The 26,587-nt window shown below is 66.0% G+C and carries 19 protein-coding genes and 1 other annotated feature; of the genes, 10 read left to right on the plus strand and 9 right to left on the minus strand.

Translation table 11 applies throughout. From position 1 onward, the window contains the following. The first annotated feature begins 11 nt into the window (after nucleotides 1-11). On the plus strand, nucleotides 12-1,067 hold the full coding sequence (locus APT63_10485; GenBank protein AMA47857.1) for a hypothetical protein: 1,056 nt from the start codon (nucleotides 12-14) through the stop codon (nucleotides 1,065-1,067). Nucleotides 1,068-1,140: 73 nt separating this feature from the next. Here the strand turns inward: APT63_10485 and APT63_10490 are convergent, their stop codons facing one another. Continuing rightward, nucleotides 1,141-1,578 (minus strand): cytidine deaminase, encoded by a 438-nt coding sequence (locus tag APT63_10490; protein ID AMA47858.1) that lies wholly within the window; start codon nucleotides 1,576-1,578, stop codon nucleotides 1,141-1,143. 244 nt (nucleotides 1,579-1,822) lie between these two features. Between APT63_10490 and APT63_10495 the strand changes: the two genes are divergently transcribed. Then, nucleotides 1,823-2,647, plus strand: a complete 825-nt coding sequence (locus APT63_10495) for a hypothetical protein (GenBank protein AMA46019.1) — start codon at nucleotides 1,823-1,825, stop codon at nucleotides 2,645-2,647. Here the strand turns inward: APT63_10495 and APT63_10500 are convergent. After that, entirely contained in the window at nucleotides 2,629-3,720 is a 1,092-nt protein-coding gene (locus APT63_10500; GenBank protein AMA46020.1) for a 4-hydroxyphenylpyruvate dioxygenase, read from the minus strand. The genes APT63_10495 and APT63_10500 overlap by 19 nt on opposite strands. Before the next feature lie 294 nt (nucleotides 3,721-4,014). Between APT63_10500 and APT63_10505 the strand changes: the two genes are divergently transcribed. Both APT63_10505 and APT63_10510 read left to right on the plus strand, forming a co-directional pair. Beyond that, complete coding sequence (locus tag APT63_10505) at nucleotides 4,015-5,601, plus strand: diguanylate phosphodiesterase (GenBank protein AMA46021.1); 1,587 nt, start codon at nucleotides 4,015-4,017, stop codon at nucleotides 5,599-5,601. A 30-nt stretch (nucleotides 5,602-5,631) separates the two neighbouring features. Then, on the plus strand, nucleotides 5,632-6,519 hold the full coding sequence (locus APT63_10510) for a permease (protein ID AMA46022.1): 888 nt from the start codon (nucleotides 5,632-5,634) through the stop codon (nucleotides 6,517-6,519). Here the strand turns inward: APT63_10510 and APT63_10515 are convergent. Further along, entirely contained in the window at nucleotides 6,482-8,053 is a 1,572-nt protein-coding gene (locus APT63_10515; protein ID AMA46023.1) for a hypothetical protein, read from the minus strand. The two genes, APT63_10510 and APT63_10515, sit on opposite strands and share 38 nt — an antisense overlap. Before the next feature lie 262 nt (nucleotides 8,054-8,315). Next, nucleotides 8,316-10,541 (minus strand): TonB-dependent receptor, encoded by a 2,226-nt coding sequence (locus APT63_10520; protein AMA46024.1) that lies wholly within the window; start codon nucleotides 10,539-10,541, stop codon nucleotides 8,316-8,318. A 327-nt stretch (nucleotides 10,542-10,868) separates the two neighbouring features. After that, nucleotides 10,869-11,060, plus strand: a binding site (cobalamin riboswitch). A gap of 126 nt (nucleotides 11,061-11,186) precedes the next feature. Here APT63_10520 and APT63_10525 point away from each other — a divergent pair. The 5 genes from APT63_10525 to APT63_10545 are packed head-to-tail and all read left to right on the plus strand — an operon-like array spanning nucleotide 11,187 to nucleotide 15,801. Further along, on the plus strand, nucleotides 11,187-12,200 hold the full coding sequence (locus APT63_10525; GenBank protein ID AMA46025.1) for an ABC transporter substrate-binding protein: 1,014 nt from the start codon (nucleotides 11,187-11,189) through the stop codon (nucleotides 12,198-12,200). Continuing rightward, nucleotides 12,197-13,213 (plus strand): ABC transporter permease, encoded by a 1,017-nt coding sequence (locus APT63_10530; GenBank protein AMA46026.1) that lies wholly within the window; start codon nucleotides 12,197-12,199, stop codon nucleotides 13,211-13,213. Before APT63_10525 ends, APT63_10530 begins: the two co-directional genes overlap by 4 nt. Then, nucleotides 13,210-14,001, plus strand: coding sequence for a histidinol phosphatase (locus APT63_10535; GenBank protein ID AMA46027.1), 792 nt, complete (start codon nucleotides 13,210-13,212; stop codon nucleotides 13,999-14,001). Before APT63_10530 ends, APT63_10535 begins: the two co-directional genes overlap by 4 nt. A 13-nt stretch (nucleotides 14,002-14,014) precedes the next feature. Then, nucleotides 14,015-14,455, plus strand: coding sequence for a pseudoazurin (locus tag APT63_10540; GenBank protein AMA46028.1), 441 nt, complete (start codon nucleotides 14,015-14,017; stop codon nucleotides 14,453-14,455). Next, nucleotides 14,452-15,801: a porin gene (locus tag APT63_10545; protein AMA46029.1), complete on the plus strand. Its 1,350-nt coding sequence runs from the start codon at nucleotides 14,452-14,454 to the stop codon at nucleotides 15,799-15,801. Before APT63_10540 ends, APT63_10545 begins: the two co-directional genes overlap by 4 nt. 22 nt (nucleotides 15,802-15,823) lie before the next feature. Here the strand turns inward: APT63_10545 and APT63_10550 are convergent, their stop codons facing one another. Beyond that, nucleotides 15,824-16,324 carry an acetyltransferase gene (locus tag APT63_10550; protein AMA47859.1) on the minus strand — a complete coding sequence of 167 codons (501 nt, stop codon included), beginning with the start codon at nucleotides 16,322-16,324 and terminating at the stop codon, nucleotides 15,824-15,826. Nucleotides 16,325-16,455: 131 nt separating this feature from the next. Here APT63_10550 and APT63_10555 point away from each other — a divergent pair, with 131 nt between their 5' ends. Continuing rightward, nucleotides 16,456-16,932: a hypothetical protein gene (locus APT63_10555; protein ID AMA46030.1), complete on the plus strand. Its 477-nt coding sequence runs from the start codon at nucleotides 16,456-16,458 to the stop codon at nucleotides 16,930-16,932. Between the two features lie 501 nt (nucleotides 16,933-17,433). Here APT63_10555 and APT63_10560 read toward each other — a convergent pair. The 4 genes from APT63_10560 to APT63_10575 form a co-directional block, all read right to left on the minus strand. Next, a complete protein-coding gene (locus APT63_10560) occupies nucleotides 17,434-18,924 on the minus strand; it encodes an RND transporter (protein AMA46031.1) in 1,491 nt (496 codons plus the stop codon). Further along, entirely contained in the window at nucleotides 18,921-22,031 is a 3,111-nt protein-coding gene (locus tag APT63_10565; protein ID AMA46032.1) for an acriflavine resistance protein B, read from the minus strand. Before APT63_10565 ends, APT63_10560 begins: the two co-directional genes overlap by 4 nt. A gap of 105 nt (nucleotides 22,032-22,136) precedes the next feature. Then, the gene (locus tag APT63_10570) at nucleotides 22,137-25,229 is read right to left on the minus strand and encodes a multidrug transporter (protein AMA46033.1); all 3,093 of its coding nucleotides are present in this window, start codon (nucleotides 25,227-25,229) and stop codon (nucleotides 22,137-22,139) included. After that, entirely contained in the window at nucleotides 25,226-26,494 is a 1,269-nt protein-coding gene (locus APT63_10575; GenBank protein AMA46034.1) for an efflux transporter periplasmic adaptor subunit, read from the minus strand. Before APT63_10575 ends, APT63_10570 begins: the two co-directional genes overlap by 4 nt. Nucleotides 26,495-26,587: the final 93 nt, after the last annotated feature.

A 26,587-nucleotide genomic window follows, 5' to 3' on the forward strand; every position in this document is an offset into this window, starting at 1 on the left:
TGGGTCGTCCGATGTCGCCGCGCTACCGCTTGCTGATCGCCGCTTCCCTCCTGGTCATCGTGCCAGGGGTGCTCGGTTATCTGTGGCACGAGCCGTCAGCCCCGGCGCCCAGTGTACCGCCGCACAGTTATCACCAGGCCCTGCGCCAGGCCCACCAGGGGCAGGCAGGCGCGGCGCGGGTGCTGTATCAGCAGCTGCAGCGGACCGACCTGGCGCCCGACCGACGCGCGGCCCTGCTTGCCGAACTGCCCCACTATCCGTCGCCCCAGGCGCTGAAGCTCGCCCAGGACGCCCTCGAGAACGACGATCCGGGCGTGCGTCGGGCAGGTATTCTCAGCGTACGCGGCCTGCTGTCGGACGCGCAGCGCAGTCTGGTGCTGGGGCCGCTGCTGGACGACGACGAGCAGTCGGTCCGCTTCGCCGCCGTGGATGCCTTGCTGGGGCTCGCGCCGGACGACATCGGCGTGTACTTCGGACCGTTGCAGGAGGTGCTTGAGCGCTATCAAGAGGTGCTCGAGCAACAACCCGAACAACCTGCCGCGCAAGTCCACCTGGCCCGCCTGTACCTGCACGAACGCGCCTTCGAGGCGGCGGCCAAGGCCCTGGATCGCGCCCTGGCGCAGGATCCCGAGAACCTGGACGCTCTGATATTGCAGGTGCGGCTCCTGGAGGACCAGGGCAAGCACGATGCCTCGCGCCACATATTGGCCGAAGCGTTGGTACGCCACCCGGAAGCGGCGGTGCTGCAATATGAGCTTGGCCGCTGGCTACGGCGTCACGACCAGGACGAATATGCGTTACTGGCCTTCGCGCGCGCGGTCGAACTGGGGCCGCGTACTGCCGACTACCGGTATGCCCTGGCCACGACCCTGCACCGCCTGGACCAGGTGGAAGCCGCGCAGAAACAGCTCGAGACCTTGGTCGACCAGCAGCCGGCCAACCGCAAGGCGCGGGTGCTGCTGATCCAGTACTGGAAGGAAACCGGGCAGCTGCAGAACGTGCAGGTCCTGCTGGCGCAACTGGAACAGCAGAACCCGGACGATCCGTTGGTGCAGCAAGGCCTGTGACTTCAGCGCCCAGGGGTGGATCGACCTGCAGACCGAGTCATGCCAGGCCGGCGCGCACCTGACGGACATGCCGTCAATGGCCGATGTCTTCGTTCCACAGTGTCGGGTCGCGTTCGATGAAGGCGCTCATCAATGCGCGACAGGCATCGTCGTCCACGACCTCCACGGTGACCCCGCGGCTGCGCAGCAACTCCTCTTCGCCCATGAACGTCCGGTTTTCGCCCACGATGACCTTGGGGATGCCATAGAGCAGGATGGCCCCCGTGCACATGGAACAAGGTGACAGGGTGGTATAGAGCGTGGACTCCCGGTACACCTGGGCAGGCTGACGCCCGGCATTCTCCAGCGCGTCCATCTCCCCGTGCAACACGGCGCTGCTCGCCTGGACGCGGCGGTTGTGGCCACGGCCGATGATCCTGCCCTGATGAACGAGCACCGAACCGATGGGGATACCGCCCTCGTCGAACCCTGCCTGGGCTTCGTCGATCGCGGCCTGCATGAACGGATCCAGAGTCGATGGCTTTGACATGAAAGACGCCTCGTACGATGGGAAGGAAGCCCGAGGCTAGCACAGACCCTGGATGTCCTGTCGGGAAGGACGATGCGTTGGCCAGCGAACTCATGTCGGTGTCTGACAACACACTGCGCAAAACTCGACGCGGGACGACGCGATGACCTACAGCCGCTCCCTGCCCTCTTGCCTAAGCTGGTGGCGATTCTTGTCCAGCCCCGACTTCCTGTGAGCGACTCGAGCCATGCATAGACTTTCCGCCGGACGCATTCTGCTGGACCTGCTGCTGACCCTCACCATCAGCGTCATTCCGATCGCCTGTGGCATCACGATGATGGTCTTCCAGCTCGAAGCCAAGCTCAGCGAAAACGCCAAGGTTTCCCTCAACGAAGCCATCTACGCGATCGACAAGGTGATCGACGGCCTGCACGACGTCAGCGCCAGGGCGCTGTACCTGGCCAACCGACCCTGCACCGAGACCTTGCCCGAACTGAACGCCCTCGCCTCGGGCAACCCGATGGTACGCTCCCTGGTCCTGTTGCGCTCAGAGGCGGTCCACTGCAGCAGTCTGCGGGGCACTCAAGTCGATCAGGTCGACCTCAAGCAATTGCACGGCGAACGGGTGAGCCTGGTGTTCGGCGCCCAGTCATCCCCGGGGCGGCCCGTGCTTGCCTACACCCTCGACACCGGCGAGACAGGCATCATCGCCACGGCACATGGTTCCGTGGTGAGCAGTGAGCTGTCAGGCTTCCAGGATCAGCTGATCTTGATCGTGCGCATTGGCGAGGCCAGGGTCTGGGCCGCCGGCAGCAGTGCCAGCGAAACCGGGGCGCCTGCCCTGGACCCGCGCGGCAGCCAGACGTCGGCCAAGTACGGCTACACGGTCCTGGTGGGCTACCCCCCTGGCCACCTGGGCCAGGAGGTTCGCCTGATGTTTCCGACGGTCCTGCCATCGCTGCTGCTGGTGGGACTTCTGACGGCCTGCGTGACTTACTGGAGCCTGTACCGCAAGGAACGCGAGATGCGCCAGGCCCTGTCACGCCCTGCGTCTCACGAAGAGACGGTCTGACCTGCATCGAGCACGCCGCGCTGTATCTGGTCACGCTCGATCGATTCGAACAGCGCCTTGAAGTTGCCTTCGCCGAATCCATCGTCGCCCTTGCGCTGGATGAATTCGAAGAACACAGGGCCGAGCAAGGTGCCCGAGAAGATCTGCAGGAGCAGGCGCCGGTCGCCCTGTTCGGAGGCCCCATCGAGCAGAATGCCGCGCGATTGCAAGGCTTCGACCGGCTCGCCGTGGCCAGGCAGGCGCCCCTCGAGCATCTCGTAGTAGGTCTGTGGCGGTGCGGTCATGAAGCGCATCCCGAGGGACTTCAACGCATCCCAGGTGGCGATCAGGTCCTCGGTGAGAAACGCGACATGCTGGATGCCTTCACCGTTGAACTGCATCAGGAACTCTTCGATCTGGCCGGCGCCACGCGAGGACTCTTCGTTCAGGGGGATGCGTATCAGCCCGTCGGGCGCCGTCATGGCCTTGGAGGTCAGGCCGGTGTATTCGCCCTTGATGTCGAAGTAACGGATTTCGCGAAAATTGAACAGCTTCTCGTAGAAGCTCGCCCAATACGCCATGCGCCCTCGGTAGACGTTGTGGGTCAGGTGATCGATGGTGGTGAGACCGGCACCGACCGGATGCCGATCGACGCCTTCGAGGAAGGTGAAGTCGATGTCGTAGATCGAACTGCCCTCCTCGAACCGATCGATCAGGTACAGCGGCGCACCACCGATGCCCTTGATCGCCGGCAGGCGCAGCTCCATGGGGCCGGTCTCGATGTCCACGGGCTGAGCACCCAGCTCGAGCGCCCGCGCGTAGGCCTGGTGGGCATTGCGCACGCGAAAGGCCATGCCGCAGACCGACGGACCATGCTCGGCGGCGAAGTACGACGCGATGCTCTGGGGTTCATTGTTGAGGATCAGGTTGATCCCCCCCTGGCGATACAGATGCACCTGCTTGGAACGGTGGGTGGCGACCAGGCTGAAGCCCATGGCCTGGAAGACCGGCTCCAGGGTGCCGGGGGTCGGTGATGCGAACTCGATGAACTCGAAGCCCATCAGGCCCATTGGATTGTCGAAAAGGTCGGTCATGTGTGTGGTCTCATCGGCGGCAAGCAAGGAAGGGTTGCTGTCAGGCACGGCGATGAGTCGCGGGTGGCGCGCAGGGAATGCCCCTGACGCTGCGGGAAAGGAAATCTCCGAAGAGCAATCTGAAACCGTCGCATGCCATGGCATCGGTTCTCGGTAGGGGCGAACCCGGACGGCCCGCCTTGTTATTGTATTCGTAACCTGATTCTATCTGGCGTAAAGCGGTTTGTCGTCCTGCTTTCTGACGCTGAAACGGTTATCCTCGAAACCCGCTGCCCACCGCACAGGTAGAGCGTCATGCCCCTCACTGTCAACCGCGCTGGTCGCTGGAGCTGGCGAATCCTGCTGCCCTGGCTGGTCGGCCTGGCGCCGCTGTTGTGCGGTCTCGCCGTCATGCACTGGCAAACCCAGGCGGAACTGCGCGCCCTGAGTCAGTCGACGGCCACTCAGGCGGCCCATGAAATCGACGCCATGCTCGATCAGCTCGATGACGCCACCCATGCACTCCTGCCGCTGGCCGGTCAGCCCTGTGAACGGGTGAGCCAGGCGCTGCGCCAGCAGGTGACCAGCCATGCGTTCATCCGCTCGACCAACCTGGGCTGGCGCGACACCTTGTACTGCACCTCGCTGATGGGGCATTTCAAGGAATCGATCGACGTCTCACGCTACGTCGATGGCCGCCTGCTGCTGATGCCGGGCAACGAGGTCACCCCTAGCCATCCCGTACTGATCTACCGCGCCGGTGCCGATGCGCGCAGTGTGCTGGTGGGGCTGGACGGCCTGCATCTGGTGCTGATCCTGCGTCTGCTGGGCGCCGAGACGGAGCTGTCCGTGTGGATCGGCGGGGAATGGCTGGACAAGCGCGGCGTGGTGATGAGCCAGCCTTTCCCGACGCCACCGGTGGCCGCCGTGCAGGTGCACTCGATCCGTTACCCCTTCATCGTCAGCGCCGGGTTCGCCGCGGGCAAGGTCGGCGAGCGCATGCGTGATCACTACCCCCCGATCCTGGGCCTGTTGCTGATCCTGGGTGCCGTGTGCGGCGGCGTCTGCCGCTGGCAATTGCGCAAGGTGCACTCGCCGCATGCCGAACTGCAACGTGCGATGAACGCGGGCGAGTTCGTGCCTTTCCTGCAGCCGCTGGTCGATACCACGAACGGCCACTGGGCCGGCGCCGAAGTCCTGCTGCGCTGGCGACACCCGCGCGATGGACTGGTCGGCCCCGAGCTGTTCATCCCCTACGCCGAACACAGTGGACAGATCGTCGAAATGACGCAGCGCATGATGACCAGCCTGGCGCGTCAGCTGGCGCCTTACGCCCATCACTTGCGCGAGGGTTTTCACATTGGCATCAACATCACGGCCGATCACTGCCAGGACCTGCGCCTGGTACACGACTGCAAGGCGTTCCTGGCGCAGTTTCCTCCCGGGCGCGTGGTCCTGAACCTGGAGCTGACCGAGCGCAAGCTGCTGCGTGCCAGCCCAGTTACTTGGAAACTGTTCGAGCAACTGCATGCGCTGGGCGTGACCATCGCCCTCGACGACTTCGGCACCGGCCAGTCCAGTCTGGCCTACCTGCGCCAGTTCCAGGTGGACTACCTGAAGATCGACCGCGGCTTCGTCGCGCTGATCGGCGGCGACGCCTTGTCGGTGCACATCCTCGACACGATCATCGAACTGTCGGCGCGTCTCGGCCTCGGCGCGATCGCCGAAGGCGTGGAGACGACGGCCCAGCGCGACTACCTGATCCAGAATGGCGTGACCCTCCAGCAAGGCTACCTGTTCGCACGCCCCATGTCGGTGGCGACCTTCATCGACGGGATCATGCACGATAACGGTGCAACACGGTTGCCGAAGCCCACGCCCCCTGAGATCATGCCGGGCTGACCCTTCCGTTCTTTCGTTATCGAGGCACCCGTGTCAAAAGGCATCGTTGCATCCGTCATGGCCTCCTGCCTGTTCGCCGTGATGTATTTCTATACGTCTCTCATGCAGCCACTCGATGGCGAGGAAATCTTCGGCTGGCGGACCTTGCTCACCCTGCCCTGCCTGACGGTGTTCATGCTGGTGGCCAAGGATTGGCACCGCGTGCCCGAACTGCTGGGTCGCATTCGCCGAACGCCCGTCCTGTTGCTGGGCATGATCGGTACTTCATGGCTCATGGGGATCCAGCTGTGGCTGTTTCTCTGGGCGCCCTTGCATGGGCGCAGCCTGGACGTGTCGATGGGCTACTTCCTGCTGCCGCTGACCATGGTGCTCACTGGTTTTCTGGTGTATCGCGAACGCCTGTCACGCCTGCAGAAGGTCGCCGTGCTGTGTGCAGCGGCCGGCGTAGGGCACGAGCTGTACCTGCATGGCAGTTTCGCCTGGGAGACGCTGGTAGTGATGGTCGGCTACCCGATCTATTTCGTGCTGCGACGACGCTGCCGCACCGACCACCTGGGCGGCTTGTGGTGCGACATGTGCCTGCTGCTGCCGTGGGCGGTGTACTTCGTCGTGCAAGGCCCTTCATCGACCCAGGCGCTGGTCGACCGCCCTGCGCTCTATGGACTGATCCCGCTGCTCGGGCTGATCAGCGCTTCGGCACTGATCGCCTACGTGCTGGCCAGCCGCCTGCTGCCTTTCAGCCTATTCGGCCTGCTTGGCTACATCGAACCGGTGCTGCTGGTCGGTGTGGCCTTGCTGCTGGGCGAGTCCATCGGCCCGGATCAGTGGTGGACCTACCTACCGATCTGGGCCGCCGTCCTGATCCTGGTACTCGAAGGGATCAGGCACCTGCTGCGTCAGCGTCGCCGCGTGGGGTGAGGCGCACCTGACGCACGCGTCGTTCCTCGACGGCGACCACGGTCAGTGACCAGCCATTCCAGGCCAGCTGGTCACCTACCCGTGGCAGCCGGTCCAGCAGGCTCATGACCAGTCCTGCCACGGTCTGGTAGTCCTCGGTGGCACGGGCGGCGAACCCGGTACGGGCCTGTACCTGCCCCAGGTTCAGGGCGCCATTGACCAGGAACCCGTCGGCCTCCTCGATGATGCCCGGGCCTTGCACTTCACTGGCATCGGGCAGCTCGCCGGCGATCGACTCGAGGATGTCGGTCAACGTCAGTACCCCGGTGAACTCGCCGAACTCGTTGACCACGAAAGCGATGTGCGTGGACTGCTGACGCATCTGCTCCAGGGCATTGAGGATGCTGAAGCTCTCCAGCAGGTGCAGCGGCATGCGCGCCAGGGTTTCCAGCTCGGGCGTCTCACCGGCCAGCAGGGCCTTGAGCAGCTCTTTCTTGTGCACGAAGCCCAAGGGTTCCTCGATCCGCCCACCGCGGATCAGCGGCAGCCGTGAGTACGGCGAGTTGATCAGCAGTGCGTCGATCATTTCCTTCGGCTGCGCCAGATCGATCGCGTCGACCTCGGCACGCACGGTCATGACGCTGCGGATCGGGCGCTCGGCCAGGTTCAGCACACCACTGATCATGACCCGCTCGCGGCGATCGAACAGCACCTGCTCTTCCCCGCCCTCGACCAGGTCGGCGATCTCCTCGTCCAGCTGATCGGCTTCCAGGCGACGGCCCCCCATCAGGCGCAGCACGGCGTGGGCCGTACGCTCACGCAGCGGGCGCAGGCCCTGCACGCTGCGCTTGCGGCGAGCACGGGCCAGCTGGTTGAACAGCTCGATCAGCAGCGAGAAGCCGATGGCCGCGTACAGATAGCCTTTCGGGATGTGGAAGCCCAGGCCTTCGGCGGTCAGGCTGAAGCCGATCATCATCAAGAAGCCCAGGCACAGCATGATCACGGTGGGGTGGGCATTGACGAAGCGGGTCAGCGGCTTGCTGGCGATGATCATGATGCCGATCGAGAAGATCACCGCGATCATCATCACCGACAGATGCTCGACCATGCCCACGGCGGTGATCACCGCATCGAGCGAGAACACCGCATCGAGCACGACGATCTGCGCGACGATGGGCCAGAACGCCGAATGACGGACCGGACCGCTGGCCTGGGCGACGTGCCCCTCCAGGCGCTCGTGCAGCTCCATGGTGGCCTTGAACAGCAGGAACACACCGCCGAAGAGCATGATCAGGTCACGCCCCGAGAAGCTTTTGCCCATGACTTCGAACAGCGGCGCGGTCAGCGTCACCATCCAGGAAATGCTCGCCAGCAGGCCCAGGCGCATGATCAGCGCCAGGCTCAGGCCGATCACCCGGGCGCGGTCACGCTGGTGCGGCGGCAGCTTGTCGGCGAGGATCGCGATGAACACCAGGTTGTCGATGCCCAGGACCAGTTCGAGCACGATGAGCGTGGCAAGACCCAGCCAGGCCGTGGGGTCGGCTATCCATTCCATGGGCGGTCACTCGAGCGTAGGGTGTGGCGAGGGGTGTCGTGAAGACAGGACGGCGCAGGCCAGGACGGCACGCGACTGGGAGGCTCCGGGAAGACGTTCATAGGGACCTGGTGTGGATTTGGGAATTCGATCCTATAGATATATCAGCACAGTCCTACAGCAAGAAACTATTACAAAACCTGTCTTGCGCGGTGGGAACAGGACGACCACTGTTGCGGGCACGTCCTGTCCTCCTGGCCTGACCGTCCGCGGTGTCTGATCGCTACAGCGTCCAGTCCATGCTGACCATCAGCGTGCGCGGCTCTCCGTGGTACACGCCGTTGTAGAACCCGACGTTGTTGTAGTACTGCCGGTCGAACAGGTTCTTCACGTTCACCGATGCCGACAGGTGCTCGTCGAACCTGTAGCGGGCCATCAACCCCACGACGGCATAGGCGCCCTGCTCGATCCGCGCCCGTTGCGTGACGGGCCGATCGCCATTGACCACACCGGTCGGGCGATTGGCCCAGCGGTACTTGTCGCTCTGCCAGTCCAGGCTGCCGCCCACGGTCAGCGCCGGCAGCACCTGGTAAGTGCTCGACAGGCGCACCAGATTGAGCGGCTGCTCGGGCGTACGGCGTGTCTTCTCCGGCGTCAGGGCATGGGTATAGGCGTAGCTTGCCGTCATCTGCCAGCCGGGCAGCACTTCACCCCCGACTTCGGCTTCGAACCCCTGCACCACGATGCCCTTGCCCCCGGCGGTGTAGTAGGTCTCGCCATTGGGCCCTGGCGGCACCGAGTCGTCGACCTCGGCCACGTTGTCCTGCTTGCTGCGGAACACCGCCGAACTCAGGTTCAGGCGGCCATCGCAGAGGCTGCCCTTGACGCCCAGTTCGTAGACCTTGCCGACGATCGGCTCCAGGAACTGGCCGGACACGTCCTTGGCCGTCTGCGGCTTGAAGATGTCGGCATAGCTGGCGTACACCGTGTAGGCGTCGGTCAGGTCGAACAGCACGCCGGCATAGGGCGTCCACTGGTCGTTCTGTACCTGCTTGCTGCGCGTGACGCCGTCGACACTGAGGTTATCCGCGTAGGTCCAGCTGCGACTGTCGGTTTTCCAGCTGCCATAACGGCTGCCCAGTACCAGGTGCAGGCGATCGGTCAGGTTCAGGCGCGTCGCCAGGTAGCCGGCCTTCTGCTGCAGATCGCTGCGCGTGTTGTCCAGGCCGGTGTCGATGTCCTGAAACTTGGGAATTGCCCCCATGTCCTTCCAGTCGGGGATGTTGGCATAGCCCGGAGCGACTGGCGCGCCGATGAAGTACGGCGAGCGGTTGCGCCGCTCCGAGGTGCCGTAACCGGCCATGAAGTCATGCCGCCGGCCGAACAGCGAATAAGGCCCGGCGACGTTGAGGTCGACCGAGGTCATGGTCTCGTCACCGGCAAAATGGCTGTACCAGGCCCGCATGCCGCTGCGGTCCGCGTGCGGGTAACCGTTGCCGCCGTAGTACACCTTGCCATCGACAGTGGAGTCGCGCCGGGTATAGGCGGCCTTGAGCAGCCAGTCCTCGCCCAGGCGCTGATCGAGGGTGGCGAAGACCGTGTGGTCTTCCAGCGGCCAGGAGGACCACGGCGCAGCCAGGTTGGTCGAGCGCGGCAGGTTCGCCCGGCTGCCGTCGGCCATCCAGTAGGGCACCGTCCCCCAGGAAGCGCCTTGCACGTGTTTGTTCTGATAGTCGTAGCCCACCGCCAGCGTGGTGCTGTCGGTCAGGTCGGCCTCGAGGATGCCGTAGGCCACTTCGCGCTGACTGGCGTAGGTGTCCATGAACGACTGGCTGTCGCGATACGCCAGCACCGTGCGCCCACGCAGCCGCCCGTCCCAGGCGAGCGGACCGCCGATGTCCAGGTAGCCCCGGTAGTGGTCGTAGCTGCCGGCGCTGAGGCCGGTCTTGACCGCCCACTGATGGGTCGGACGCTTGCGGTACATGGCGATGGTGCCCGACGGATCACCGGCCCCCGTGGTCAGCCCAGTGGCGCCGCGTACCACCTCGATCCGGTCGTAGATCACGGTGTCGGAATCGGACTTCACCCCCGAGAAGGTGTTGAGCATGCCATCGACCTGGAAGTTGTCGATCGCGTAGCCGCGCGCGTAGTACGTCGGCCGCTCCGAATCGTTGCGCTGCACGGTGACCCCGGCGACCTGGGCCATGGCTTCGGACAGCGTGTCCAGGTGGAAATCGTCGAGCTGCTGGCGCGTCACCACCGACACCGATTGCGGCGTGTCCTTGATCGAAAGGTTCAGGCGCGTCGCGGCGCTGGTCTCGCCCGTGGTATATGAGCCCGTGCCTTCGGTGAAGCTGCCAAGGCTGTCGGCCAAGATCTCGGTCGAGCCCAGTTCCAGCAGGGCCACCTCGGGCTCGCGCTCACGCTCCTGGGCATAGGACAGGGGGCCGAACGTGGACAGACAGAGGCCCAGGGTGAAGCTCATGGGCCGATGGATGGAGGCGCGCATCGCAACCGTTCTCCTTAATGATGAGTATCCTTGAATGCCGCAAGGGCATCGGTGGGAGAACGAATATGCCAGCGAATTTATTAAACTTTACGCCATTAAAAATCCTGCAACGTTATTTTCCGCGTTCGTGATCTCGGCTTTTAACAACCGTTAAAACTGAAAGATTTTGCATACTTTTGACGGTTGAATGAAAAGACACCCTGTGCACAAACCTTGTGAGTGAAACGCCCCTGATTTTCAGGTTCTGCTGGACATCCGGACGCGCCTTGCAAGGTGGTGCAACGAGCGCTCCAGGCGCGTGCCACTTGTGGTCGGACGGGCGCTACGTCTAAGATGCCGCCCGCCGGTTTCCACCACGGAACTAACAGGGAATGCCGTACCTGCTGCGCAGGAAAACGGAACTGCCCCCGCAACTGTAGGTGCCGAGCTCGCTCCATAGGCCACTGGGATGTCCCCGGGAAGGCGGAGTCGGGCCATGACGCATCAGTCAGGAGACCTGCCGGCGCCACTCATTCACCAACCGGCGGGGTGTCCGGGATTGGTCATCGACACCCTGCCCGGGGTGAAGCCTTGCGTCGTCGGCGCGGGGCTGGCGAGGCCTGTCCGTGCATTCTGCTGGTGCACCTTCGATAGGAGATCGCACCCATGCTACCCCGCGCCCTCATGCTGCTCGCCGGCCTCGGCGTCACCGGTCTGGCCCAGGCCACCAGTACCCACTACCCGCTGACCCTGGAAAACTGTGGCGTGTCGCAGACCTTCCAGCAGGCGCCCCAACGCGCGGTGACCATCGGCCAATCGGGGACCGAGATGCTCTATGCCCTGGGGCTGGGCGATACGCTGGTCGGCACGTCATTGTGGTTCAACGATGTGCTGCCGGCCTACCAGGCGCAGAACGCCAAGGTCGAGCGGCTGGCGGACAACGACCCCAGCTTCGAGGCGGTGATCGGCAAGCGTCCGCAGCTGCTGGCCGTGCAGCTGGCGTGGATGGTCGGCGAACAGGGCGTGGTCGGCACCCGCGAGCAGTTCCATGAGCTGAACATTCCTACCTACATCATGCCCTCCGACTGCGAAGGCAAGGACAACCGGGTCGGTGCCGACGGCACCCGTCTGCAGCCCTTCCAGATCGACACGGTGTACAAGAGCATCCGCCAGCTGGCGCAGATCTTCGACGTCCAGGACCGCGGCGACGCGCTGAACCAGTCGCTCAAGACGCAGCTGGCCAATGCCCAGGCGCGCCTGGCAGGCAAGGACCTGTCGGGCACCAGCGCGCTGTTCTGGTTCTCCAGCGCGGACCTCGAGATCGACCCCTATGTCGCCGGTCGCAAGGGTATCCCTGATTTCATGCTCAACACCCTGGGGGTGCGCAACGTCGTCGAGTCCGACGAAGAGTGGCCCACCGTCGGCTGGGAAACCCTGGCCAAGGCCAATCCGACCTGGCTGGTGATCGCACGCATGGATCGCCGCCGCTTCCCGGCCGACGACTACCAGAAGAAGCTCGACTTCCTGCGCAACGACCCGGTGACCCGCAACATGGATGCGGTCAAGCACAACCGCATCATCGTCCTCGACGCCCATGCCATGCAGGCCAGCCTGCGCCTGTTCAGCGGCATGGACATCCTGGCCCAGGCCTTCGCCAGCGGTGAAGCGCCCCAGCCATGATGCGCTCGTTGCCCGCCGTGGCCTTCGCCCTCGCCGCCCTGGCCCTGGCGCTGCTCGCCGGTATCGCCATCGGCGAGACGCGCCTGTCGCCCAGCGTGGTCTACCAGGTGCTGGCCAACCAGCTCTGGCAGGCCGGGCATGTGGTCGACCCGATCGACCAGGGCATCGTCTGGAACTACCGCCTGACCCGCACCCTGGTCGCAGCGGCCTGCGGCGCCGGGCTGGCGACCTGCGGGGTGATTCTCCAGGCGCTGCTGCGCAATCCGCTGGCCGAACCTTACCTGCTCGGGCTGTCGGCCGGTGCCTCGACCGGCGCGGTGGCGGTGGCGCTGCTGGGTCTGGGTGCCGGTGCCCTGACACTGTCGGGGGGCGCGTTCATCGGTGCCCTGGCCGCCTTCGCCCTGGTGCTGCTGCTGGCCCGCGCCAGCGGCCCGAGCGGCGCCAATGCCCAGGTGATCCTGGCCGGCATCGCCGGCTCGCAACTGTTCAACGCGCTGACGGCGTTCCTGGTGACCAAGTCGGCCAGCGCCGAACAGGCCCGGGGCATCCTGTTCTGGCTGCTGGGCAACCTCAGTGGCGTGCGCTGGCCCTCGGTCTGGCTGGCCGTGCCGGTCGCGTTGGTCGGCTTGGCGATCTGCCTGTGGTACCGCCGCGCGCTGGACGCCTTCACCTTCGGCGTGGATTCGGCGGCGTCCCTGGGCATTCCGGTGCGTCGCGTGCAATTGCTGCTGATCACCTGCGCCGCGCTGGTCACCGCCGTGATGGTGTCGATCGTCGGGGCCATCGGCTTCGTTGGGCTGGTCATTCCCCACGCCCTGCGCCTGCTGCTGGGACCAGGGCACAGCCGCCTGCTGCCGGCCAGTGCCCTGGGCGGTGCGCTGTTCCTGATCACCGCCGACATCCTGTCGCGCACCTTGATCCCGGGTCAGGTGATCCCGGTCGGGGTAGTCACGGCGCTGATCGGCGCACCGGTGTTCGCCCTGATTCTGGTCAGCCGCAGGAGCCAGCGATGAACGCCATGCACCCTCCTCTGGACACGTGCCCGCTGACCTGCCAGGGCCTCGGCTATCGCGTGCGCGACACCCAGTTGCTGTACGGCGTGGACCTGGCGGTGCGGCCTGGCGAGACGCTGGGCATCGTCGGGCCGAACGGCTCGGGCAAGTCGACCCTGCTCAAGCTGCTGGCCGGCCTGCGTGCGCCAAGCAGTGGCCAGGTGTCCCTCCTGGGCCAGCCCCTGGCCCGTCAGCCGCGCCGGCAGATCGCCCAGGCCCTGGCGCTGGTCGAGCAGCAGGCCGACACCCACGACGCCGTCGATGTCTTCGACGCCGTGGCGCTGGGCCGTACGCCCTGGCTGTCGGCCCTGACGCCCTTCACCGCCGAGGACACGGCGATCGTCGATCAGGCCCTGGCCGACGTGGATGCCCTGCACTTGCGCCAGCGCACCTGGAGCAGCCTGTCGGGTGGCGAACGCCAGCGCGTGCACATCGCCCGCGCATTGGCCCAGCGCCCCAAGGTGCTGCTGCTCGACGAGCCGACCAACCACCTGGACATCCAGCACCAGCTCGGGCTGTTGCAGCAGATCCAGGCCTTGAAGGTGACCACGCTGATCGCCCTGCATGACCTCAACCAGGCCCTGACCTGCGACCGGCTGGCCGTTCTCGACAAAGGTCGCCTGGTGGCCCTGGGCGTGCCCCACGAAGTGCTGACCCCCCAGCGGCTGCTCACGACCTTCGGCGTGCATGCCCATTACCTGACCGACCCTTTCGACGGCGCGCGCATCCTGCGCTTTCGCGCCCCCTGACCTGGACGCTTTCATGTTGCTGCGTACGCTTGCCCTGTCCCTGCTGACCACGGCCTTCGCGCCCACCGCGCTGGCCGAAGTGCATGAGGTCCACATGCTCACCCGCGGTGCAGAGGGCGCCATGGTCTATGAACCCGATCACCTGCGCATCGCGCCGGGCGACAGTGTGCGCTTCCTGCCGACCCAGAGCGGGCACAACGCCGCCAGCCTGCCCGATCTCTGGCCCGACGGTGCCCCCACCTTCAAGGGCCCGATCAACCAGCCGATGACCTACACCTTCGATATGCCGGGGCGCTATGGCATCCAGTGCATTCCGCACCTGGCCATGGGTATGGTCATGCTGATCGAGGTCGGCCCGTCATCCGCCCAACCCTTGATCGCCCCCCCGGAATTACCGGCACGCGCCCAGGCACGCCTGACACTTCAGGCCAAGCGCCTGGAGGCGACGCCATGAAGGGTGTTCGCGCCTCCTGGGTCGTGCTGGTTCCCCTGTTCGCGCTCAGCCCGATGGCGTGGGGCGAGACGGCCCAGTCCCAGGCCAAGGGGTTTCTCGAAGACGGCACCTGGAGCGTGCTCAACCGCAGCGTCTTCGATCAGCGCGACTACCGCCACGGCGGTCGCAACAGCGGCGCGCGCAATGCCTACAAGCCGCGCGCCGCGCGCAATGGCCAGGCCGAAGAATGGGGCTACGGGCTCATGGGGACCGTGCAGTCGGGCTTTACCCAAGGGACCGTGGGCGTAGGTGTCGACGCCCATGCCTACCTCGGGGTCAAGCTCGACAGCGGCGGCGGGCGGGCGGGCAAGGCGCGTCTGCTGGGGCTGGACAACCAGGGTCATCCCAAGGACACCTATGGCCGTGCCGGTGCCGCGCTCAAGCTGCGGCTGTCGGACAGCGTGCTCTGGTACGGCGAACAGCGGGTCAAGACGCCGGTGTTCAGTACCTCGGACAGCCGCCTGCTGCCCGAAACGGCGACCGGGCTGTTCCTGGTCAGCAATGAATTCGAGGCACTCAAGCTGGTCGCCGGTCACTTCACCGAGGATGCCGACCGCAACGCCAGCAGTCATGACCAAGGGTTCGCGGTCAACTACTCCAATGCCGCGCAGGGCGATCACTTCGACCTGGCCGGCGCCGTGTACAGCCCAAGGCCCAACCTCAGCGCCAGCCTGTTCACCTCGCGCTACGAGGACACCTGGAACCAGCAGTACCTGGGCGGCAACATCGCCCATGCGCTGGACGACCAGCGCAGCCTGAGCCTGGACCTGAACCTCTACCGCACCACCGACACGGGCAAGGCCTTGTCGGGGCGTATCGACAACACCACCTGGAGCCTGGTCTCGCGCTACAGCCAGGGCCCGCACAGTGTCAGCCTCGGCTATCAACAGGTCGACGGCGACACCCCGTTCGACTACGTGAGCCGGGGCGCCATCTTCATCGGCAATGCCGTGCAGCTGTCGGACTTCAACGCGCCCAACGAGCGCTCCTGGCAGGCGCGCTACGACCTGAACATGAGCGCCTATGGGGTGCCGGGCCTGAGCCTGACGGCGCTGTACGTCCGCGGTTCGGGCATCGATGGCAGCCATGTGGACCCCACCGGCGGTTACGCCTACCTCGGCTATGGCCAGGGGGGTAAGCACTGGGAGCGCGACCTGGAAGCGCGCTACGTCATCCAGACCGGCAAGGCCAAGGGCACCACCTTCTCGCTGCGGCACGACGTGCACCGGGGCAACACCGCGCAGGCCGAACTGGACAGCGACCAGCTTCGTCTGGCGGTGGAATACCCGTTGTCCGGGCCGCTCTGATCGCTGCTGGCGGAATGCTCGATCAGGCTGGTCGGCTCATGTGGGTGGTGTGCCAGACCGGATCGTCCTCGACGTCCACGATCTCGAAGCCCTGGCGCTCCCAGAAGGCGATGGCACCGGGCAGAAACGGGTGGGTATGCAGGTACAGGTATTCGACCCCAGCGTCACGGGCCTGCTGACACAGGGCTTCGAACAGGCGCGCAGCCAGGCCACCGCGACGGTAACGGGGGGACACGAACAGCCGGACGATCTCCCCGGTGCGGCGACCTTGGTAATCGAGCTGGGCGAAGCGGTGGTCGTAGGGCAGATAGCCAATGCCCGCGACCAACTGCCCTTGATCACGCGCGATCAGGAAGCAGCCTGGACCGGTGACGTACGTGCGCTCGAACTGCGCCAGATCGGCTGGCAGCGGTGCATCGGCCAGCTGGGGAAACAGCTCGCGCCGCGCCTGATCGACGAAGGCGCGCACCTCGTCGACGGCTTCGGCCGTGACGCGGTGCAGGGTACAGGTGGATGTGGGCATGTGGACCTGAAACATCATGGGTGGAGGGATGGTTCTACCGTACCCGGCTGGCACTCGCAACGATGGCATGGCCGCTGGCCAGGTGCCCGAGGTACACTCGAGCCCTCCTCTCTCGCCCAAAGGGCCTGTGCATGCCGATCATGAAGAAGACGTCGTTGTTGATGCTGCTCGCCCTGCTGGCAGCCTGCGACCAGCAGAGCAGTCGGGACCAGGAGATTTTGGCGCAGTTGCCGATCCAGGATGCCTACGAGCACAACATCGACAAGATGGCCGAGCTGCTGGCCGGTACGCACCCCGACGTGCCGTTGCCGACGATCGAAGAGGTGCTGCGCCGCAACCTGACAGTCGAAGACCAGCGCCAGGACCTGCTGGAGCTGTACAGCGAGAAGAACTTCAGCGACGCCGAATTCGAGATCATCAAGGCCTCGACCCGCGACCCGGCCAAGGCCCAGGCGCTGAACCAGACACCCGAAGGGCGCCAGGTGAGCGAGAAGCTGACCCGGCTGATGGACCAGCGGGCCAACGATCCTGCCGCCAAGGCCAAGGCCGAGGCGCGGTTGCGCAAGGTGGATGCGGAGTTGGGGGCGTTGGCGAAGGGTCAGGGGTGATAGTGACCGTTGGACGGGGCTGAGGCCTTCGTGTGCAGGCAAGGACCGCAGGGCTGATGTCACGGCCCCTGTGGGGCCGATCGCGGTCACCTGTGGGAGCGGGCTTGCCCGCGATAGCGTTGGCAGCCTCGCTACATCGCCAACAAGCAGAGCGCCGGCCTATTGACCTTGCAGAGGCTGCACAGGCCCTATCGCTGGCAAGCCAGCTCCCACACAGTCTGCATAGAGCCTGTCGGCATACATCCGCCCAATACTACTTCCCTGTGTGCGGCCCCTGCCGGCGCGCCGGACCGACCGCGATCGGGCCCGCCAGAACCCAGATCAGCATTTGGCAGAAACCATAGAATCCCACATGGGAACCGCGACGATCTGCCTCACCGCGGTGTGGCTACGGGTGTGGGAGCGGCCCCTGCCGGGGCGCCGGACCGGCCGCGATCGGGCCCGCAGGGGCCGTAGAATCAGCCCATTCGCACGCCCAGTCCACCTCGCGCGTTCAGCCCCTCAAGGCTCCTGCGCGAATGCCGTACGCTCCTGCCACCCGCCCCCCAGCGCCGCGATCAACTGCACACTGGCCACCAACCGGCCTTCGAGCACGCTCAGCACACTGCGCTCGTTGCTCAACGCCGTCGCCTGGACGTTGACCACATCCAGATACCCGATCAGCCCGGCCTTGTACTGGTTCTCCGTCAGGCGCAGCGACTGGCGCGCCGCTGCCAGGGCCTCGTCGCGCACCCCCGCCTCGTCGGCGTAGACGCGCAACTGCGCCAGGTAGTTCTCGACCTCCCTGAAGCCATCGAGCACGGTCTGGCGATACTGCGCCACGGTCTGGTCATACACCGCCACCGTGCGGTCCACCTCGGCGCTGCGGCGCCCGCCATCGAACAGGGTCATGGCCAGTTGCGGGCCGACCGACCAGAAGCGGTTCGGCAGGCTGATCCAGTCGCGGAAGCTACTGCTGCTGTAGCCGCCGCTCATGCTCAACGTCAGGTCCGGGAAGTAGGCGGCCCGGGCCACGCCGATGTTGGCATTGGCCGCCATCACCTGGCGCTCGGCCGAGGCGATGTCCGGGCGACGCTCGAGCAGTTGCGACGGCAAGCCGACCGGAATGCTCGGCAGCGCCGGGATGTCATCGCGTGCGGCCAGGGCAAAATCGGCCGGCGCACGGCCCAGCAGCACGGCGATGGCATTCTCGAACTGCGCGCGCTGCCAGGCCAGGTCGATCAGGTCGGCCTGGGTGCTCTTGAGCTGGGTGCGTGCCTGGGCAACGGCATCCGGGCCGGAGACACCGGCGCGGTACTGGTTCTCGGTCAGGCGCAAGGAGCGTTCGTAGGTGGCGACGGTGGATTCGAGCAGGCGCTTCTGCGCGTCGATCACCCGCAGCTGCAGGTAGTTCTGGGTCAGTTCCGACTGCAGGCTCAGGCGAATCGCCGCCAGGTCGGCGACGCTGGCCTCGGCGCTGGCACGGCTGGAAGCCAGGGTATCGCGCAACTTGCCCCACAGGTCCAGCTCCCAACTGACCCCCAGCTGCGTCGTGTACGTGTCACGAATGCCACTGCTGTTGTTGCTCAGGCCCGAATTGCTGCTGCCGGTGCCCTGGGCCGAGCGGGTCTTGCCTGCCGACAGGTCGAGGCTGGGGAACAGCGCGCCGCGGCTGCTGCGCACCAACGCCTGGGCCTGACGGTACTGGGCCTCGTACTGGGCCACGGTCTGGTTGTTGCGGTTGAGTTCGGCGATCAGCTGGTTGAGCTGCGGGTCGTTGTACAGTTCCCACCAGGCGCCCCGCGCCAGGGCGTCCGACGGGTTGGCCGGGGTCCAGCCTTCGGCCTGCTTGAACTGCACGGCGGCGGTGGCCACCTCGGGGCGATGGTAGTCGGGGCTCAGGGTACAGGCGCTGAGCAGCGCCAGGCCGGCACCCAGGCCCAGCAGGCGCAGGCTCGGCCTGTGCAGCCGCAGGCGCAATGCACGGTGGACGGGGGTCTGGACGAAAGTCATAACGGCGTTTCCAAGGCAGCGTCGGTACGCACGCCCCGCCAGCGATTGACGCGGTGGCGCAGGCGATCGAAGTAGAGATAGACCACAGGCGTGGTGTACAGCGTCAGCACCTGGCTCAGGATCAGGCCACCGATGATGGTCAACCCCAGCGGCTGGCGCATTTCCGCGCCCTCGGCACTGCTCAGCAGCAGCGGCAGCGCACCGAGGATGGCCGCCAGGGTGGTCATCAGGATCGGACGCAGCCGCTGCAGGCAGGCCTGGCGGATCGACTGTTCCGGGCTCAGGCCTTCATGACGCTCGAGCTGCAGCGCCAGATCGATCATCAGGATGGCGTTCTTCTTCACCACGCCAATCAGCAGGAACAACCCGAGCATGGAGATCAGGCTGAACTCCCCGCCGGTGAGGTACAACGCCAACAAAGCGCCAACCCCCGCCGACGGCAGGGTCGAGAGAATGGTCAACGGGTGCACGTAGCTCTCGTAGAGAATGCCCAGCACCAGGTACACCAGCAACAAGGCACCCAGAATCATCAACGGCTGGCCCTGCTGCGTCTTGGCGAAGGCATCGGCCGTGCCGCCCAGCTTGGCGATCACCGTTTCCGGCAGGCCGAGCTTGGCGATCTCGCGCTCCACCGCCGCCAGCGCCTGGTCCGGGCTGTAGCCTTCGGCGACGTCGAAGGCGATGTCTTCGGAGGCGAACTGCCCATCGTGGCTGACCCGGTCGTTGGCCAGGCTGTTCTCGTAACGGGCGAACGACGACAGGGGCACCCGTGCGCCGTCGGCCGTGATCACCTGCACCTGCTCCAGGGTGGTCGGGTCCCAGGCGTACCTGGGGTTGATCTCCAGCACCACCTGGTACTGGTTGAGGCTGTCGTAGATGGTCGAGATCTGCCGCTGGCTGTAGGCGTTGTTCAACACCGTGGTGACCATGTCCATGTCGATGCCCAGGCGCTTGGCCTGGTCGCGGTCGACCACCAGGGTCACCTGCTGGGTGCCGCTGCTGTCACGCGCATCGATGGCAGTAACCTGCGGCAAGGCGCGAAACGCAGCGGTGACCTTGGGGAACCATTCGCGCAAGGCGGCCAGATCGCCACTCTGCAGGGTGTAGAGGTATTGCGAGGTGCTCTTGTCGCGGCCACCTCCGCCCAGCTGCAGGTCCTGGTCGGCCATCAGGAACAGGCGCCCGCCCGGGACCTGGGGCAAGGTCTTGCGCAGACGCTCGATCACCTGCTGGGCCGAGTCGGCGCGCTCCTTGATCGGCTTGAGGCGCACCAGCACCAAGGCGTTGTTGGTGCCGCTGTTGCCGCCGATGAAGCCGGCCACGCTCTGCACCGCCGGGTCCTTGAGCAAGGCGCGGCGGTAGGCTTCCATCTTCGGTTGCATGACCGTGAACGACAGCCCGTTGTCGCCGCGCACAAAGCCGATCAGCTGACCGGTGTCCTGCTGCGGCATCAAGGTCTTGGGCACGACCACGTAGAGCGCGACGTTGAGCACGATGGTCGCCAGCAGGCTGAGCAGGGTCAGCCGCCGATGGCGCAAGGCCCAGCCCAGGCTGCGGTCGTAGCCGGCGACCATGCGCTCATGGACCCGTTCGCTCCAGCGCTGCAGGCGGGTCTGGCGGTGACTCTGCTGCGCCGTCAGCCAGCGCGCACAGAGCATGGGCGTGAGGGTCAGCGAGACCAGCAACGAGACGAGGATCGCCGCCGCCAGGGTCACCGAGAACTCCATGAACAGGCTGCGCACGATGCCGCCCATGAACAGGATCGACACGAACACCGCCACCAGCGAGACGTTCATCGACAACAGGGTGAAGCCCACCTCCTGGGCGCCTAGATAGGCCGCGCGCAGGGGCGTCTGGCCCTTCTCGATGTGCCGGGAGATGTTCTCCAGGACCACGATGGCGTCATCCACCACCAGCCCGGTGGCCAGGATCAGCGCCATCAGCGACAGGTTGTTGAGCGAGAAGCCGCACAGGTACATCACCGCGAAGGTCCCGACCAGCGACACCGGCACCGCCAGGCTGGGGATCAGCGAGGCGCGCAGGTTGCCGAGGAACAGGTAGACCACCAGGATCACCAGGCCCACGGCGATCACCAGGGTGTGCTCGGCCTCGGCCAGGGTCGCCTGGATCACCGGCGAGCGGTCCATGGCCACGTCCAGTTTCACGCTGGCCGGCAGCAGCGACTGCAAGGCCGGCAATTGCGCCTTGATCTGCGCCACGGTCTCGATGATGTTGGCGCCGGTCTGCCGGTTGATCACCAGCAGCACGGCGGCCTGGTCATTGAAGAAGCCGCTGTTGTAGCGGTTCTCGACGCCATCGGTGATCGTCGCCACGTCGCTCAGGCGCAGGATCGCGCCGTTCTCCTGGCGGATCACCAGCGGTTCGTAGTCCTTGGCCTTTTCCAGCTGGTCGTTGGCCCGCACCTGCCAGTTGCGCTGGGTGTCCTCGACGAAGCCCATGGGCCGACGCTGGTTGGCATTGGCCACGGCCGTGCGCACATCGTCCAGGGCCAGGCCGTACTGGTTGAGCAACTGCGGCTCGACGGCGATGCGCACGGCGGGCAGCGAACTGCCGCCGATCTGCACCTCGCCGACGCCGGACACCTGCGCCAGGCTCTGCGAAAGGATGGTGTCGGCCAGGTCGTACAGCTGGCCCTTGTGCAGCACGTCGGAGGTCAGCGACAGGACCATGATCGGCGCCTGGGACGGGTCGATCTTCTTGTAGGTGGGCATGCTGCGCATGCCGCTGGGCAACAGGTTGCGCGCCGCGTTGATCGCCGCCTGCACCTCGCGGGCCGCAGCGTTCACGTCACGCCCCTGCTCGAAGCCGATGATCACTCGGGTCGAGCCCTGGTTGGAGCTGCTGGTCAGGGTGGTGACCCCGGCAATGCTGCCGAGCTTGCGCTCCAGGGGCGTGGCGACGCTGGAAGCCATGACCTCGGGGCTGGCACCGGGCAGGTTGGCCTGCACCACGATCACCGGGAAGTCGATCTGTGGCAGCGGTGCCACCGGCAGCAGGCCGAAGCTGACGCCGCCGAGCAGCATGATCGCCAGGCTCAGCAGCAAGGTCGCCACCGGGCGACGGATGAAGGGCGCCGACAGGTTCATGGGGTACCCCCAGGCCGCGGCACGCACGGCTGCATCGCTCGACGTGCCGCTGCCCTGCCCTGCACCCCGGTCGGCTGGCCGCTGGCCGCCTGTGATGGGCGGCTTTCATAGTGACTCCGCGGCGCGTTGCTTGCCGAAGCGCCGGGCCAGGCGATCGAAGTACAGGTAGATGACCGGCGTGGTGAACAGGGTCAGCACCTGGCTGACCAGCAGCCCGCCGACCATCACCAGGCCCAGGGGCTGGCGCAGTTCGGCACCGGAGCCGGTGGCGAGCATCAGCGGCACGGCGCCGAACAGGGCCGCCAGGGTGGTCATCAGGATCGGCCGGAAACGCAGCAGCGCTGCCTGGTAGATCGCCTCGCGGGGGGCCATGCCCTGGTGGCGCTCGGCCTCCAGGGCAAAGTCGATCATCATGATAGCGTTCTTCTTGACGATGCCGATCAGCAGGATGATGCCGATGATGGCGATCATGCCCAGGTCGTTGCCGCTCAGGATCAGCGCCAGCAAGGCGCCCACCGCCGCCGAGGGCAAGGTCGAGAGGATGGTGATCGGGTGGATGTAGCTTTCGTACAGCACCCCCAGCACGATGTACATGGTCACCACGGCCGCCAGGATCAGCAGCAAGGTGCTCGACAGCGAGGCCTGGAACGCCTCGGCAGCGCCCTGGAAGCGCGTCTGCACGCCGATCGGCAAGCCGATGGCCTGCTGCACCTCGCCGATCACCTTGACCGCCTCGCCCAGCGACACGCCCTTGCCCAGGTTGAATGACAGGGTGACCGCCGGGAACTGGCCGATGTGCGAAATGGCCAGCTGTGCGGGGCGCTGCTCGATGCGCGCCAGGGCCGAGAGGCGCACCTGGCCGCCGTCGGCCGCCTTGACGTGGACCTGCTCCAGCGCTTCCAGCCCGACGCTGCCACCGTCACGCGACTGCAGCACCACGCGGTACTGGCTGGCCTGGGTATAGATGGTGGAGATCTGCCGCTGGCCGAAGGCGTCGTACAACGCGTTGGTGATCTGCGCGACGTTGATGCCCAGGCGGCTGGCCCGGTCACGGTCGATGTTCAGGTAGACCTGCAGCCCCTTGTCCTGCAGGTCGCTGGCGACGTCGGCCAGCTCGGGCCGCTGGCGCAGCGCGTCGACCAGTTTGCCGCTCCACTGCGAGAGCAGTTCGGCGTCCGGCGAGGACAGGCTGAACTGGTACTGCGTGCGGCTGACCCGGTCCTCGATGCTCAGGTCCTGCACCGGCTGCATGTACAGGCGGATGCCCACCAGGCGGTCGAGCTGCGGTTGCAGGCGGGCGATGACGTCGGTGGCCGTGTCGGCACGCTCGGCATGGGGCTTGAGGTTGATCAGCAGGCGGCCGCTGTTGAGGGTGGCGTTATCGCCATCGACCCCGATGTAGGACGACAGGCTCTGCACCGCCGGGTCCTCGAGGATGACCTTGGCCAGGGCCTGCTGGCGCTCGCTCATGGCGGCGAACGAGGTGGACTGCGGCGCTTCGGAAATGCCCTGGATCACGCCGGTGTCCTGCACCGGGAAGAAACCCTTGGGCACGGCCAGGTACAGGACCACCGTGAGCACCAGGCTGGCGACGGCGATCAGCAGGGTCAACGGCTGGTGGCGCAGCACCCAGGTCAGGCCGCGGCCATAGTGGTGGACCAGCCAGTCGATCCAGGCCCCGCTGGCGCGGTAGAAGCGGCCCTGCTCGTGGGCCTCGGGCTCGCGCTTGAGCAGCCGGGCGCACATCATCGGCGTCAGGGTCAGCGAGACCACCAGGGAAATCAGGATCGCCACCGCCAGGGTGATGGCGAACTCGCGGAACAGACGGCCGACCACATCGGCCATGAACAGCAGCGGAATCAGCACCGCGATCAGCGAGAAGGTCAGCGAGATCAGGGTGAAGCCGATCTGCCGGGCACCCTTGAGCGCCGCCTGCAACGGCGTCTCGCCCTCTTCGATGTGCCGGGAGATGTTCTCGAGCATGACGATGGCATCGTCCACCACGAAACCGGTGGCGATGGTCAGGGCCATCAGCGTGAGGTTGTTGATGGAGAAGCCGGCCAGGTACATCACGCCGAAGGTGCCGATGAGCGACAGCGGCACGGCGATCGACGGGATCAGGGTAGCGCTGATTCGGCGCAGGAACACGAAGGTGACCATGACCACCAGCACGATGGCGATCAGCAGCTCATGCTGCACGTCCCTGACGGCTGCCCGGATGGTCTGGGTACGATCGGTGAGCACCGAGACGTCCAGGCCGGCCGGCAGGTTGTCGGTGATCGAGGGCAGCGTCTGCTTGATCAGGTCGACCACCTGGATGACGTTGGCCCCGGGCTGGCGCTGGATGTTCAGCAGCACGGCCTGGTTCTGGTTGGCCCAGGCGGCGAGGCGCTCGTTCTCGGCGCCGTCGACGATCTCGGCCACATCGCGCAGGCGCAGCGGCGCGCCGTCCTTGTAGGTGAGGATGAGGTTGGCGTACTCCTCGGGCGAGCGCAGCTGGTCGTTGGCGTCGAGCATCGACACCCGGGTCGGGCCGTCGAAGTTGCCCTTGGGCTGGTTGACGTTGGAAGCGCCGACCAGCGTGCGCACGTCCTCCAGGTTCAGCCCGGCAGCGGCCAGGGCGTCGACGTTGACCTTGATGCGCACGGCCTGGCGCTGGCCACCGGCGATGCTGACCATGCCCACGCCGCTGATCTGGGCGATCTTCTGCGCCACGCGGGTATCGACCAGGTCGTTGAGCTTGGGCAGCGGCATGGTCTTGGAGGAGATCGCCAGGGTCAGCACCGGGGTATCAGCCGGGTTGACCTTGTTGTACACCGGCGGGGCCGGCAGGTCGCTGGGCAGCAGGTTGCTGGCGGCGTTGATCGCGGCCTGGACCTGCTGCTCGGCGACGTCCATGTTCATGTCGAGGTTGAAGCGCAAAGTCAGCACCGAGGCGCCGCCGGAGCTGGTGGAGGCCATCTGGCTGAGGCCCGGCATCTGGCCGAACTGGCGCTCCAGGGGCGCGGTGACTGCGCTGGTCATGACCTGCGGGCTGGCGCCGGGGTACAGGGTCATGACCCGGATGGTCGGGTAGTCGACCTGGGGCAACGCCGACACCGGCAGCAAGGTGTAGGCGATCAGGCCGGCCAGGACGATGGCCACCATGCTCAGCGTGGTGGCGACCGGGCGAAGGATGAACAGCCGGGACAGGTTCATGCGCCGGCCTTGCCCGCTTCACCGGCTTCGGCCGCGCCCTTGGTTTCCTGGCCCTGCAGGTGCTGGCCCGGCGTGGCCGGAACCTGCGAGCTGTCCTGGACCACCTCGACCTGGGTGCCGTCACGCAGGCGGTCGGTGCCTTCGAGCACCAGGCGGTCGCCGGCGGCCAGGCCTTCCTCGATCACGCTGCGCTCGCCGTCGCTGGGGCCGACCTTGACCGGCTGGATCTTGACCTTGTCCTGGGCGTCGACCACGTAGACGAAGGTGCCGTCGGTGCCGAACTGGACGGCGGCAGCGGGCACGGTCACCACCTGGCGCAGGGTGTCGGCGAGCAGGCGTACGTTGACGAACTGGTTGGGGAACAGGGCCTGGTCCTTGTTCTCGAAACGCGCCTTGAACTTGAGCGTGCCGGTGGTGATGTCGATCTGGTTGTCGAGGCTGGCCAGGGTTCCGGTGGCCTGCAGACGGGTATCGCCCCGGTCCCAGGCCTCTACCGACAGCGCCGCACCGCTGCGGTAGCGCGCCAGCACGGTGGCCAGCTCGCTTTCCGGCAGGGTGAAGGCGACGTTGATCGGCTCGGTCTGGGTGATGACCACCAGGGCCGTGGTGTCGTTGGCGGCCACCAAGTTGCCCAGGTCCAGCTGGCGCAGGCCGACCCGACCGCTGATGGGCGCGCGGATCTGGGTGAATTCCAGGTTCAGGCGGGCGTCGTTCACCGCCGCCTGGTTGGTCATGATGGTGCCACGGTACTGCCCGACCAAGGCCTCGGCGGTGTCCAGGGTCTGCTTGGCGATGCTGTCTTCGGCATACAGGCCCTTGTAGCGGGCGAAATCGACCTGGGCGTTCTTCAGCTGGGCCTGGTTCTGGGCCAGCGTACCTTCGGTCTGCTGCAGGGCGATGCGGTAGGAGCGCGGGTCGATTTCAGCCAGCAGGTCGCCAGCCTTGACCTGCTGGCCCTCCTTGAAATGCACCTTGACCAGCTCGCCGGAAACGCGGCTGCGCACGTTGACGGTATTGATCGCGGTCACGGTGCCGAGCGCCTTGTAGTACAGCGGGAAGTCGTTGACCGTGGCCGGCTCGACTCGCACCGGCACAGGGTCGGTCGATGCCCCGAAACCGGGCCGCCCGCCTTTGCCCGCCTCGGCAGCGGTGTCCTGATGGCTCGTCGAGGCAGGCCACAGCCACCAGGCCAACAAGGCGACGAGCACGAGGATCAGCAGGCCGAACAGCCAGCGGCGAGAGGTGCGGGAAGAGGAAACATGCATGGATTGAACGAACCTTGTTCGAGGACGACGACGTGAGGAGGGTGAACGATAAGCACTTGGGCGTGTTTAGCAAAGGCCCTTTACGTGGGTTTT

Source organism: Pseudomonas monteilii (assembly GCA_001534745.1).
Taxonomy (GTDB): Bacteria; Pseudomonadota; Gammaproteobacteria; order Pseudomonadales; family Pseudomonadaceae; genus Aquipseudomonas; species Aquipseudomonas alabamensis.